This window comes from Pseudomonas sp. B12(2026) (assembly GCF_057767015.1).
Genome location: NZ_CM173430.1, coordinates 3,511,712 through 3,525,322, shown reverse-complemented (window position 1 = coordinate 3,525,322; position 13,611 = coordinate 3,511,712). Strand labels below are relative to the sequence as shown.

Below are 13,611 nucleotides of genomic sequence, written 5' to 3'. Positions count from 1 at the left end.
CTAAGAGGACCCGCGCCATGACGCTCGAAATCAGCGAAGCCGCCAGCAGCCGTTTCGCCCGCATCCAGGAAGGCGAGCTGGACCTGCAGCTGCACTACAACGACCTCGGCGAGGGCGCCGAAACCCTGGTCATGCTCCACGGTTCCGGCCCCGGCGCCAGTGGCTGGGCCAACTTCAGCCGCAACCTGGAGCCGCTGCTCGCCGCCGGCTTCCGCGTGCTGCTGGTGGACTGCCCGGGCTGGAGCCGCAGCGACCCCGTCGTCTGCCGCGGCTCGCGCTCGCAGCTCAACGCCACCGCGCTCAAGGGCCTGCTCGACGTGCTCGGCCTTGAGCGCGTGCACATCCTCGGCAACTCCATGGGCGGCCACAGCGCCGTGGCCTTCGCGCTGACCTACCCGCAGCGGGTCGGCAAGCTGGTGCTGATGGGCGGCGGCACCGGCGGCGCCAGTCCCTTCGTGCCGATGCCCACCGAGGGCATCAAGCTGCTCAACGCGCTGTACCGCGAGCCGACCATCGACAACCTGAAGAGGATGATGAACGTCTTCGTCTTCGACCCGAGCGACCTCACCGAGGAGCTGTTCCGGATTCGCCTGGACAACATGCTCAGCCGCCGCGACCACCTCGACAACTTCGTCGCAAGCCTCGCGGCCAACCCCCGGCAGTTCCCCGACTTCGGCCCGCGCCTGGCCGAGATCCAGGCGCGGACGCTGATCGTCTGGGGCCGCAACGACCGCTTCGTGCCGATGGACGTCGGCCTGCGCCTGCTCGCCGGCATCCCGAATTCCTCCCTGCACGTGTTCAACAACTGCGGCCACTGGGCCCAGTGGGAACACGCCGAATCCTTCAACCGCCTGGTGCTGGACTTCCTCCAGCACTGAACCGAGGTGCCCCATGAGCATTTCCCGAGACACCCTCGAACGCCTGGCCGCCGACCTGCGCCGCGCGGAACAGCAGGGCGAGGCCATCGCTCCGCTGCGCGAGGTCATCGGCGCCGAGAACGGCGAGGCCGCCTACGCCATCCAGCGCATCAACCTCACCCATGCCCTGGCCGCCGGCCGGCGCCTGGTGGGCCGCAAGATCGGCCTGACCAACCCCAAGGTGCAGGCCCAGCTGGGCGTGGACCAGCCGGACTTCGGTTGCCTGTTCGCCGACATGGCCTACGGCGACAACGAGACCGTGCCCTTCGGCCGTGTGCTGCAGCCGAAGATCGAGGCGGAAATCGCCCTGCTGCTGGAGCGCGACCTGCCCAGCGCCGACACCACCTTCGCCGACGTCCTGGCCGCCACCGGCTGGGTCGTGCCGGCGCTGGAGATCGTCGGCAGCCGCGTGCAGGGCTGGAACATCCGCTTCGCCGACACCGTGGCCGACAACGCCTCCAGCGGCTGCTTCGTGCTCGGCGGCCCGGCCCGCCGGATCGACGGCCTGGACCTGCGCGGCGCGGCCATGCGCATGACCCGCAACGGCGAGGAAGTCTCCGCCGGCAGCGGCGCCGAGTGCCTCGGCCACCCGCTCAACGCGGCGGTCTGGCTGGCGCGCACCATGGCCGGCCTGGGCGACCCGCTCAGGGCCGGCGACATCATCCTCACCGGCGCCCTCGGGCCCATGGTGGCGGTGGCCGCCGGTGATCGCTTCGACGCCGAGATCGACGGCCTGGGCCGCGTCGGCGTGACCTTCAGCGGCGAATGAGCAGGGAGAACCCCATGAACCAGAAACGCAAAGCCGCGATCATCGGTTCCGGCAACATCGGCACCGACCTGATGATCAAGATCCTGCGCAACGCGCAGCACCTGGAAATGGCCGCCATGGTCGGTATCGACCCGGCCTCCGACGGTCTGGCCCGCGCATCACGAATGGGCGTGGCCACCACCCACGAAGGCGTGGAGGGCCTGACCCGCCTGCCGATCTTCGACGAGATCGACTTCGTCTTCGATGCCACCTCCGCCGGCGCCCACGTGAAGAACGACGCATTCCTGCGGGGCCACAAGCCCAATCTTCGCGTGATCGACCTGACCCCGGCCGCGATAGGTCCCTATTGCGTGCCGGTGGTCAACCTGGAGCAGCACCTGCAGGCGCTGAACGTGAACATGGTGACCTGCGGCGGGCAGGCGACCATCCCGATGGTCGCGGCGGTGTCGCGGGTGGCGAAGGTCCACTACGCGGAAATCATCGCCTCCATCGCCAGCAAGTCCGCCGGCCCCGGCACCCGCGCCAACATCGACGAATTCACCGAGACCACCAGCAAGGCCATCGAGGTGATCGGCGGCGCGGCCAGGGGCAAGGCGATCATCATCATGAACCCGGCCGAGCCGCCGCTGATCATGCGCGACACCGTGTACGTGCTCAGCGAGGCGGTCGACCAGGCCAGGGTCGAGGCGAGCATCGAGGAGATGGCCGCCGCCGTGCGGGCCTACGTGCCGGGCTACCGCCTCAAGCAGAAGGTGCAGTTCGACGCGGTGCGCGACCTCGACATCCCCGGCCACGGCCGCTTCAGCGGGCTGAAGACCTCGGTGTTCCTCGAAGTCGAAGGCGCCGCCCACTACCTGCCGGCCTACGCCGGCAACCTCGACATCATGACGTCCGCCGCGCTGGCCACCGCCGAGCGCATGGCGCTGGCGATGGGGGCCTCGGCATGAACGGCAAGAAACTCTATATCTCCGACGTGACCCTGCGCGACGGCATGCATGCCATCCGCCACCAGTATTCGCTGGACGACGTGCGCGCCATCGCCGCCGCGCTGGACATGGCCAGGGTCGATTCCATCGAGGTGGCCCACGGCGACGGCCTGCAGGGTTCGAGCTTCAACTACGGCTTCGGCGCCCACACCGACCTGGAGTGGATCGAAGCGGCGGCGGACGTGGTGAAGCACGCGAAGATCGCCACGCTGCTGCTGCCGGGCATCGGCACCATCCACGACCTGAAGAACGCCTACAACGCCGGTGCGCGGGTGGTCCGCGTGGCGACCCACTGCACCGAGGCGGACGTCTCGAAGCAGCACATCGAGTACGCCCGCGAGCTGGGCATGGACACCGTCGGCTTCCTGATGATGAGCCACATGCAGACCCCGGAAGGTCTCGCGCAACAGGCGAAACTGATGGAGAGCTACGGCGCCACCTGCATCTACGTGGTGGACTCCGGCGGGGCGATGAACATGGACGACATCCGCGCGCGCTTCCGCGCGGTGAAGGCCGTGCTCAAGCCCGAGACCGAGACCGGCATGCACGCCCACCACAACCTCAGCCTCGGCGTGGCCAACTCCATCGCCGCGGTGGAGGAGGGCTGCGACCGCATCGACGCCAGCCTCGCCGGCATGGGCGCGGGGGCGGGCAACGCGCCGCTGGAGGTGTTCATCGCCGCCGCCGACAAGCTCGGCTGGGACCACGGCACCGACCTCTACGCGCTGATGGATGCGGCGGACGACCTGGTGCGCCCGCTGCAGGACCGCCCGGTGCGGGTCGACCGCGAAACCCTCGCCCTCGGCTATGCCGGCGTCTATTCCAGCTTCCTGCGCCATGCCGAAGTGGCCTCGGCGAAGTACGGCATCAAGGCCGTGGACATCCTCGTCGAGCTGGGCAAGCGGCGCATGGTCGGCGGCCAGGAAGACATGATCGTCGACGTCGCCCTCGACCTGCTCAAGCAGGCGCGCTAGACCCCCGCCAGCCCGGCCGCCACTCGCCAAGGCGCGGTTCCCGAACGGATTCGGGAGCCGCGCCTTGGCGTGTCCGCGTTCGGGTGGCCGGCGCTTCCCGCGCCCCGCCCGCAACACTCCAATTCGTGCCTTGATCGCAATCAAGATTCTGCGCATAGCGGATAAGCCGTGCAGTACCGGGATAGTCCCCCCGGCCGCCCGCTACCTAGAGTGGAGCTGCCTTGGTCGTCAGCCCCTGGACGACCGCAGTGTGCGGACTCTAGCCATGACAAAGCTCATCAGTATCGATGAATCCCCGACTGCACCCGTGCAGTCGCCCGCGAGCGCCGGCCGGCGCGCGCTCAATGCCCTGGTGGTGGTGCTGCCCTGGGCGATCATCGGCGGCCTGCTGTGGGCCGGCCTGTTCATCAAGCCGCGCTCGGTGGGCGCCAGCGTGACCCCACCGGCGCTGGAGCGCCGCGACCAGTTCTACGGCCTGGCGCAGCTGCCCTCGGCCGGCGTGCTGGCCTGCGGCTCCAACGGCAAGATCCTCGCGGTGGGCGCCGACGGCCGCATCCAGAGGCTGCCGACCCCGACCCGCAACACCCTGCAGGACATCGCCGCCTGGGACGCCAGCCACCTGGTCGCGGTGGGCAACGACGGGGTGATCCTGCGCAGCGAGGACGCCGGGCGCAGCTGGAAGCAGGTGGCCGACGTGCCGCGCTCGGAGGTCGCCAACAAGCTCAACCGCGTGCGCACCGGCAAGGACGGCCTGGCCGTGGCCAGCGGCGAGATGGGCGCGTTGCTGGTCAGCCGCGACTACGGCCGCAGCTGGCAGCGCCTGCGCGACGAGGAAGACGTCGCCTGGAACGACCTGGCCCTGCTCGACGACGGGCGCCTGCTGGTGGTCGGCGAGTTCGGCCGCATCCTGCTCGGCGATGTCCGGGGCGGGCAGTGGGAGGACGTCCCGCCGCCGGTGCCCGGTTCGCTGATGGCGGTGGCCCTGCGCGACGGGCTCGAAGGCGTGGCCGTGGGCGTGGAGGGCACTTTGCTGGTGACCCGCGACGGCGGCCGCCAGTGGAGCCCGGTCCAGCTGGGCATCAGCGAGCACCTGTTCAGCGTGCAGTGGAGCCCCGAGCGCAAGCAGTGGCTGGCCTTCGGCGCCATGGGCCGCTGGGTCACCGGCACCCCGACCGGCGCCGGCATCGACTGGAAGGCCGGCACCCTGGATGCCCGCGACCTGACCTGGCACACCGCCTCGCTGGTCGCCGACGGCCAGGTCTGGCTGGCCGGCGCCGGCCTCGGCCGCTGGGACGGCCAACGCTGGGCACCGCTGGCCCGCTGACCCTTCGATCCCCCATTCGAGACTCAAGAACATGATCGAACGTATCGCCACATTCTGCATCGAGCGGCGCGCCTGGGTGGTCTCCGTCCTGGCGGGCCTGACCCTGGCGCTGGCCTGGTTCGCGCTGCACATCGAGGTGCGCACCGTCTTCGAGGACATGCTGCCGTCACGCCACGACTACGTGCGCACCCACGAGAAATTCAAGGACACCTTCGGCGGCTCGAACATGGTCACCATCATGTTCGAGGTCGACCAGGGCGACATCTTCCAGACGCCGGTGCTGCAGAAGGTGCGCGAGGTCACCCTCGGCCTGCGCCAGGTGTCCGCGGTCAACCAGTACCAGATCACCTCCCTGGCCTCGAAGAAGCTCAAGGAAGTGCGCGCCTCCACCGACGGCATCGAGAGCCGCCCGCTGATGTGGCCGGACATCCCCGCCGACGCCGCCGGCATGGAGCAGCTGCGCCAGGCGGTGCTGCGCAATCCGCTGGTCTACGGCCCCTACGTGTCCAAGGACCTCCAGGCGACCCTGGTCACCGTCGACTTCATCGACCAGAAGGTCGACTACGCCAAGGTGTTCGAGCAGGTGCGCGGGCTGATCGCCAAGGTCGACGACGGCAGCGTGAAGATCCGCGTGGTCGGCGATCCGATCCTCTACGGCTGGGTCAGCCACCACGTGCCGGAAACCCTGCACCTGGTCCTGGCCGCGGTGGCGGTGACCCTGCTGCTGCTGTTCATTCTCCTGCGCACCTGGCGCGGGGTGTTCCTGCCGCTGCTCGCCGGCGCGGTCAGCGCGGTCTGGGCGCTGGGCATCTGCCGCCTGCTGGGGATCAACTTCGAGCCGCTGGTGATCGTCGTCGCCATGCTCATCACCTCGCGGGCGGTGTCGCACTCGGTGCAGATCGTCAACCGCTTCGACGACGAACTGGAACTGCTGCCGGCCGGCGCCGATGTCTCGCGCATCGCCGCGCGGGTGGCGCTGGCCGACCTGTTCCGCCCGGGCATGCTCGGGGTGATCGCCGATGCCGCGTGCATGGCGGTGGTGGCGCTGAGCCCCATCCCGATGCTGCAGAAGCTCACCGTGCTGTCGGTGGTCTGGGTGTCCACGCTGACCATCAGCGCGGTGATCCTGACGCCGGTGATGCTCTCCTGGATCCGCAAGCCGCACGGCTATGCGCATCCGTTCGACTGCCTGCCGCTGCTGCGCCGGGTGCTCGACCTGAGCGTGCGCATCACCCTGTCGCGCGGCCGCTACCTGGTGCTCGCCTGCAGCCTGCTGGTGGTGGTCTGCGCCGGCCTCTACGCGCTGAACCTGAAGATCGGCGACGCCAATCCGGGTTCGCCGATCCTCTGGCCGAACGCCCAGTACAACCGCGACTCGGCGGCGATCAACGCGCGCTTCGAGGGTGTCGACCGGATGTTCATCGTGCTCGGCGACGACGCCCAGCCGGGCCTGGTGAAGAACAACGAGGCGCTGCATGCGATGAGCCGCTTCCAGCGCTTCATCGAGGCGCAGCCGGAGATCGGCGGCTCGCAGTCGCTGGCCGACGTGCTGCCGCAGGTCAACGCCAGCCTGCGCGAGGGCAACCCGCGCTACCTGGAGCTGAGCGACAGCGACGCGATCAACGCAAGCCTGGTGGCCATGCTCGATTCGGTCTCCGAGCCGGGCGACATGGACCGCTTCAGCGACGCCAAGTACGCCAACGCCTCGGTGACCCTGATGTTCCGCGACCGCCAGGGCGAGACCATCCGCACCGCGGTGTCGCGCATCCAGGAATTCATCGCCGCCAACCCGCTGTCGGCCGGGCACTGGCAGCTGGCCGGCGGGGTGATCGGGGTGATGGCGGCGGTCAACGAGATCATCCTCTCCAGCCAGATCGAGGCCATCGCCCTGGCCCTGCTGGTGCTCGCCGTGCTCTGCACCCTGGTCTACCGCTCCGCGGTGGCCGGCATGCTGTTCATGGTCCCGGTGATCATCTCGAACATGCTGACCTTCAGCTTCATGGCCTGGAAGGGCATCGGCATGAACATCAACACGGTGCCGGTGGCGGCGCTCGGCATCGGCCTGGGGGTGGACTACGCCTTCTACATCGCCGACCGCATCAAGGAAGAGATCGCCGCCGGCGCCAGTGCCGAACACGCCGTGCGCCAGGCGCTGCACTCCGCCGGCATGGGGGTGATCGTCACCGCCAGCGTGCTGATCATCAGCACCCTGCTGTGGTGGCTGTCGTCCCTGCGCTTCCAGGCCGAGATGGGCCTGCTGATGGCCATCTGGCTGAGCGTCTCGGCGATGTCCGCGCTGTTCGTCATGCCCGCCCTGATCTACGTGTTCCGCCCCCGCTTCATCTTCGGCGACTCGCCGCGGCCGGTGGCCGCCGGCGAGCCGTCGGCACCCCTGCGCCTGGCCTGAGGCGCGCTGTACGACAACAAGAACGAACCCAGCAGCCTGACTGCCAACCACACTAGGGGAACGATCGTGATGCACCAACCGACCAAGTCGGCACGGCCCGTGGGCCTGCCGTTGCACAAGCTCAGCCTGGCGCTCGCCCTGGCCTCGGCCTCGGCGCCGCTGCTGGCGGAGGACGCCCTGAAGGTCGACGGCTACCTGCGCCAGGAACTGTCGATGAACACCAAGGACTGGAAGGACACCCCCGGCTACGACGACGCCGGCAAGCTCTCCATGGCCCGCAGCACGGCGCGCCTGAACCTCGACTGGCAGGCCACCGAGGACGTCTCGGTGGTGGCCAAGCTGCGTGCCTCGCGGGAGATCAAGACCGACTTCCTCGAACACCTGGAGGAGATGGGCGCCAACAATTACCACTCCGGCTCCCGCGGCGACATCATGGATCTCTACGACAACCAGGAGATCCGCGAGCTGTACGTCGACTTCCCGGTCGGCGAGCGCACCCGCTTGCGCATCGGCAAGCAGCAGATCGCCTGGGGCGAGACCGACTTCTTCGCCGCCAACGACCTGGTGCACGGCTTCGACTACACCTGGCGCAGCTTCCTGGAACCTGCCAACGAGGAACTGCGCAAGACCAACAACATCGTCAAGATGAACATCGACATCCCCGAGGCCGACGGCGGCATCGAGGCCTTCGTGCGTCCGGGCCTGGACGCCAAGGACGACATCGGCACCGAGCTCGACATCTACGGCGGACGCTGGTCGAGCCAGCCCTACGCCGGCGTCGATTTCCGCAACATCGACCCCTACAACTTCGAGAACGACGAAGGCGACTACCGCGACTGGACCGGCGGCGTGCGCTGGAGCGGGCTGTGGGGCGACACCAACTACTCGCTGTCGTACCTGCGCACCTTCTACAACTCGCCGATCCTCAACGCCTCGGACAACCTGGCGATGTTCGGCATGCCCGGCGTGCCGTCCGGCGCGAAGACCGTCGGCACCGACCAGACCCGCGGCGTGGCCGGCGAGATCATCTACCCGATCGTCGACATCTTCGGCTTCACCGCCAGCCGCTATTCCGACGCGGCCGACGCGGTGTTCAGCACCGAGGTGGGCTACATCAAGGACGCGCCGTACCAGATCCAGCTGCCGGTGCCGACCCTGATCAGCCAGACCGTCGCCCCCGGCTTCGACGGCTACGAGACCAAGGACGTGGTCGCGCTGATGCTGCGCATGGACAAGAACATCGCCGCCAGCCAGACCCTGCTGGGCACGGAGAAGCCGATGTTCTTCTCGGTGCAGCTGTTCGACAAGTGGATCCAGAACTTCGACTCCGACGACCAACTGCTCTACAGCGTCGGCTGGGGCGGCAAGGTCAAGGAACACTCCGCGCTGGCCACCACCATCTTCGGCCTGAGCTACGACAACGGGCGCATCCAGCCGCAACTGGTGCTGGGCGCCGACCTCAGCAACAACGGCGGCTTCGCGGTGCCCTCGGTGACCGTCGAGCTGTCCAGCAAGTGGCGCTGGAAGGTCGAGTACGACGCCTTCTGGGACGACGCCTGGCGCGACGGCGACAAGTGCACTCCCGGCAAGGCCGTCAACTGCGACGACACCACGATGTTCGGCTACTTCCACAACCGCGACCAACTCTATACCAGCCTGACCTACCTGTTCTGACCAGCAGGGGAGAACCGACCATGAAGATCACCCGATTCGCCAAGCAACAGACCCTGGGCCTCGGCCTGGCCATCGCCGGCCTCGCGCCCCTGCTGGCCGGCGCCGCCGAGCTGGCCCCCGGCACCGTGATTTCCGCCGCCAACCTCGACCAGGTGAAGAACGACACCTTCGAAGGCCACAGCATCGCCAGCCTGCTCACCGAGAAGATGGAGTGGCGCATCCGCAACAACGGCTGGCAGCTGCCGCTGGCCAAGTCCCAGGAGGTCAAGCTCGACCCGCGCTGGGTCAAGGCCTCGCAGGCCAACGCCGGCAGGTCGACGATCAACAAGGACGCCTGCCGGGTGGACAACTGGGGCGCCGGCGAGCCCTTCCCGGACATCGATCCGAAGGACCCGCAGGCCGCCGAGAAGCTGATGTGGAACTGGCACCTCGGCCAGCTGGTGGGCGACGTGTCCCAGGTGCCGCAGTTCACCCAGCTGCTGATCGACGGCAAGAAGGGCGTCCACGCCGAACCCGTGGCCGAGTTCAGCCGCTACTCGATGAAGGGCCGCCTGACCGGCGACCAGGCGGAGGGCGACGGCAGCGAGCGCGGCCGCCAGCTGCTGTACTTCAAGTCGCCGTCGGACATGAAGGGCCTGGGCACCTACACGCAGATGTACGACTCGGAGAAGGTCAACGACGTCTGGGCCTACATCCCCGCGGTGCGCCGCGTGCGGCGCCTGTCGGGCGGCGCGTGGATGGACCCGGTCGGTTCCTCCGACCAGCTGCAGGACGACCTCGACGCCTTCAACGCGCGGCCCTGCTGGTACCCCGAGTACAAGCTGGTCGGCACCCGCTGGGTGCTCGCCGCGGCGAACAGCAAGACCGGCCTGTGGAACACCAACGGCAAGACCTTCGCCGAGAAGTACCCGGTGCTCGACGACCAGCCGCCGTACTGGAACATGAACCACAACAACTTCGAGCCGCGCGAGGTGTACGTGATCGAGGCGGTGACCCCGTCCATCCACCCCTACAGCAAGAAGGTGCTGTACATGGACGTGAAGTACCCGCGCTTCTATTACGCCGAGGCCTATGACCGCAAAGGCGAGTTCTGGAAGTTCATGGAATTCCACTCCTACTCGAACATCGCCGACGGCGACGTGCGCACCACCGCCAGCGCGATCATCGACTTCCAGCGCAACCACGCGACCGTCTCGCTGATCGACACCGCGAGCTGGAAGACCAACTTCCCCGCCAAGGCCACCAACTTCTCCCTGCAGACCCTGCAGGCGGCCGGCCGCTGACGCCCGCGCGGCGCCCCGTCGAACGTGGCGGGGCGCCGCCGGCAAAAGCGCAGAAGCATCCGGGCGGCGGCGCCGCCCACTCTTTCCAGCCACCACGGGCCTGGCGCCGCCGTCGCGGCGCCAGGTCCTTTGGAGAACACGAACATGTCGACCATGAAGGCCGCGCGCCTGCACGAGATCGGCGGACGCTTCCGCATCGACGAACTGCCCCGGCCGGCCCCCGGCCCCCACGACGTGCTGGTGAAGGTCGAGGCCAGCGGGATCATCCCCAACCTGAAGAACGTCACCACGCACTTCCCCGAGTGGTATCCCTTCCTGCCGCTGCCGGCGCTGCCGGCGACCTTCGGCCTGGATTCGGCCGGGGTGGTCGCCGAGGTCGGCTCGGCGGTCAGCGCCTTCAAGCCGGGCGACCGCGTCTACGTCAACCCCGGGGTCGGCTGCGGCGAGTGCCGGCACTGCCGGCAGGGCGAGACACCGCGCTGCGAGTCCTACACCTTCCTCGGCTACTTCGGCTTCGGCCCCGGCTCGCAGGCGATCTTCGAGCGCTACCCGCATGCCGGCTACGGCCAGTACATGACCGCGCCGGCGCAGAACCTGGTGCGCCTGCCGCAACGCCTGAGCTTCGCCCAGGCCACCCGCTTCGGCTATCTCGGCACGGCCTACTCGGCGATCCGCAAGTCCGGCCTGCGCCCGGGGCAGGACATCCTGGTCCTCGGCGCCTCCGGCACCCTGGGCGTCGGCGCGGCGTTGCTGGCGCTGGCTTTCGGCGCCTCCAAGGTGCTGGTCGCCGCCCGCGACGGCGGCGCCCTGGAACGCCTGCGGGCGCTGGCGCCGCAGCGCATCGTGCCGATCCGCATCGGCGAGCGCAGCGTCCACGAGCAGGTGCTGGAGCAGGTGCCCGGCGGCGTCGACGTGATGCTCGACACCCTCGGCGCCAAGGCCCCCGCGTCGCTCTCGGTGGAGGCGATGCAGGCGGTCGGGCGTGGCGGGCGCATCGTGCAGATCGGCGGCGTGGCCGGGCCGATTCCCATCGACCCGCACCCCTTCATGTGCGCGCAGCTGCAGTACATCGGCTCGCTCTGGTTCACCACGGTGGAGGGCGAGGAGATGGCCAGCATGATCGACTCCGGCACCCTCGACCTGGGCCTGCTGGAAGAGCGCGCCTACCCGCTGGAGCGGCTCAACGAGGCGCTGCAGGACATCCAGGCACAGGCCAGCGGCTTCAGCAACTTCCACATCGCCCACGCCTGAGTGCAACCCCGCGCCGGCCCGGCCGGCGCGGCCACCCGAGGGACAACCGACCATGAATACCCGCCGCATCGTCACCGGCCACGACAGCCGTGGCCTTTCCCGTATCGTCAGCGATGGCCCGGCCCCGGGGGCCGAGCCCTTCGAACACTCGCCGGGCTTCCACGCGGCGCTGCTCTGGCGGACCGCCGCGCAGCCCCATCTGGGTGCGGACGGCCAGGCCCCGTGGGCCGCTTCGGTGCTGCCGGAAGTCGGCGGCAGCTGCGCCATGCTGGTCACCTTCCCGCCGCAGGACCAGCCGCTGCCGGCGAACTTCGACCCCGCCGCCGCGGCCGCCGAAATCTGCCAGCGCCTGCCGGGGCTCGGCGAGCTGTTCGAGGCGGACAATCCCGGCTTCCACCGCACCGACAGCATCGACTACGGCGTGCTGCTCGAAGGCGAGCTGTGCCTGGAGCTGGACGAGGGGCAGGGCACCCATCTGCGCCCCGGCGATGTGGTGGTGCAGATGGGTACCCGCCACGCCTGGCGTAACACCGGTAACACGCCGGCGCGGATGCTGTTCTTGATGCTCGGAGCCCGGCGCTGAAAACCCTGGCCGGCGCTTCCCGCCGCGCCTGGACGGAACCTCCGGACGGGTCGCCGCGAGGCCCGGCGCAGAGCCTTGTGCCGGGCAGGGAAGGGCGCCGGCCCACGGCGGCAGCGGCGTTGCCAGGGAGCGCCGGCCGCCACCGCCGTACGGCTGCGCTCAAGGCATGTTTCTTGCCTGACTAGCCAGTCATCATTGCCTTGCCCCGCTGAACGGGGGCGGCGGGTGCCGGCGGATTCGACCCGGCGCCTGACCGGATTTCGCAGGAAGCGATTCGCGATAACAAAAAAGCGGGCACCTCCCCGGTGCCCCGTACAACACGTGAAAAGCTGTCCGGCCCGTGCACCGGACAGAGGAGGTCGCAGCATGGAAAACCTGTACTTCTCACCGGCGGTGCCGCCGGATGTGGTCCTCTCGCGCTTCGAGGTCTGCCGTACCCGCGACCTCGACGAGGCCCGCCAATGGGGCGAGAAGATCTTCTGCGCGAACCGGCTGTGCAGCCTGGATACCACCCGCAGCTCGCTCAACACCCGCATCTACTACCGGCGCCTGGGCGGCATCGGCATCGGCCGCATGAGCTACGGCGGCGACATCAGCATCGACCCCGGCGCCATGGAGACCTTCAGCCTGGTGCAGATGCCGATCCGCGGCCAGGAGCGCATCGAGCTCGGCGCCCGCCGGGTGCTCTCCGATCCGTCCACCGGCTCGATCCTCAACGCCCATTCGCCCTTCGTGATCAACCACAGCAACAGCACCGAGAAGCTGGTCATCCGCATCGACAACAGCGTGCTGGAGCGGCACTGCCAGCAGCACCTCGGGCGCTCGCTGGGCAAGCCGGTGGAGTTCCAGCCGGAGATGCCGCTGGACACGCCCCAGGGCCGCCGCTGGATGCGCATGGTCGGCTGGATCTACGACAGCCTCTCGGCCGACGACGGCGACCTGCCGCCGATGCTGGTCAGCCAGTTCGAGGGCAACCTGGTCAACATGCTGCTGGCCTGCCAGCCGCACAACTACAGCGGCGAGCTGCTCGCCGACGACGGCCCGGTGATCGCGCCGTCCTTCGTCAAGCGGGTGGAGCGCTACATCGAGGAGCACGCCCACGAGCCGATCTCCATCGTCGACATGGCCGAGCACGCCGGGGTCAGCAGCCGCTCGCTGTTCACCGGTTTCCGCCGCTACCGCAACACCTCGCCGATGCACTACTTGAAGGAAGTGCGCCTGCGCAACGTGCACGAGGAGCTCGCGCGGCAGGGTTGCGGCAGCACCACCGTCACCGAGGTGGCCTATCGCTGGGGCTTCAGCCACCTCGGCCACTTCACCACCGACTACAAGCGCCGCTTCGGCGAAAGCCCGTCGGAGACGCTGGCCCGCTGAACCCGCGGGCCGGGTGCCGGCGCGGAGGATTTTCTGCGCTGGATGGATAAGCCCCTCAGTCCCGGGAGC

The 13,611-nt window shown here is 68.9% G+C and carries 11 protein-coding genes; all 11 read left to right on the top strand.

Features of this window, described 5'->3' with window-relative positions:
• Window positions 1–17: 17 nt before the first annotated feature.
• The 11 genes from AC3B6A_RS16400 (at window position 18) to AC3B6A_RS16350 (ending at window position 13,542) form a co-directional block, all read left to right on the top strand.
• Window positions 18–878, top strand: coding sequence for an alpha/beta fold hydrolase (locus tag AC3B6A_RS16400; RefSeq protein WP_488398267.1), 861 nt, complete (start codon window positions 18–20; stop codon window positions 876–878).
• Between the two features lie 13 nt (window positions 879–891).
• Complete coding sequence (mhpD, locus tag AC3B6A_RS16395) at window positions 892–1,686, top strand: 2-keto-4-pentenoate hydratase (protein ID WP_488398266.1); 795 nt, start codon at window positions 892–894, stop codon at window positions 1,684–1,686.
• 14 nt (window positions 1,687–1,700) lie between these two features.
• Entirely contained in the window at window positions 1,701–2,633 is a 933-nt protein-coding gene (locus AC3B6A_RS16390) for an acetaldehyde dehydrogenase (acetylating) (protein ID WP_488398265.1), read from the top strand.
• Window positions 2,630–3,646, top strand: coding sequence for a 4-hydroxy-2-oxovalerate aldolase (gene mhpE, locus AC3B6A_RS16385; protein WP_488398264.1), 1,017 nt, complete (start codon window positions 2,630–2,632; stop codon window positions 3,644–3,646). The genes AC3B6A_RS16390 and mhpE overlap by 4 nt, the downstream gene beginning before the upstream one ends.
• Window positions 3,647–3,911: 265 nt before the next feature.
• Entirely contained in the window at window positions 3,912–4,970 is a 1,059-nt protein-coding gene (locus AC3B6A_RS16380) for a YCF48-related protein (protein WP_488398263.1), read from the top strand.
• 31 nt (window positions 4,971–5,001) lie between these two features.
• Complete coding sequence (locus AC3B6A_RS16375; protein ID WP_488398262.1) at window positions 5,002–7,377, top strand: efflux RND transporter permease subunit; 2,376 nt, start codon at window positions 5,002–5,004, stop codon at window positions 7,375–7,377.
• 69 nt (window positions 7,378–7,446) lie between these two features.
• Window positions 7,447–9,051: a DUF1302 family protein gene (locus AC3B6A_RS16370; protein WP_488398261.1), complete on the top strand. Its 1,605-nt coding sequence runs from the start codon at window positions 7,447–7,449 to the stop codon at window positions 9,049–9,051.
• 20 nt (window positions 9,052–9,071) lie between these two features.
• On the top strand, window positions 9,072–10,334 hold the full coding sequence (locus AC3B6A_RS16365) for a DUF1329 domain-containing protein (protein WP_488398260.1): 1,263 nt from the start codon (window positions 9,072–9,074) through the stop codon (window positions 10,332–10,334).
• 144 nt (window positions 10,335–10,478) lie between these two features.
• Window positions 10,479–11,585 carry an alcohol dehydrogenase catalytic domain-containing protein gene (locus AC3B6A_RS16360; RefSeq protein WP_488398259.1) on the top strand — a complete coding sequence of 369 codons (1,107 nt, stop codon included), beginning with the start codon at window positions 10,479–10,481 and terminating at the stop codon, window positions 11,583–11,585.
• 52 nt (window positions 11,586–11,637) lie between these two features.
• Window positions 11,638–12,168 (top strand): cupin domain-containing protein, encoded by a 531-nt coding sequence (locus tag AC3B6A_RS16355; protein ID WP_488398258.1) that lies wholly within the window; start codon window positions 11,638–11,640, stop codon window positions 12,166–12,168.
• 366 nt (window positions 12,169–12,534) lie between these two features.
• Window positions 12,535–13,542 (top strand): AraC family transcriptional regulator, encoded by a 1,008-nt coding sequence (locus AC3B6A_RS16350; RefSeq protein ID WP_488398257.1) that lies wholly within the window; start codon window positions 12,535–12,537, stop codon window positions 13,540–13,542.
• Window positions 13,543–13,611 lie beyond the last annotated feature (69 nt).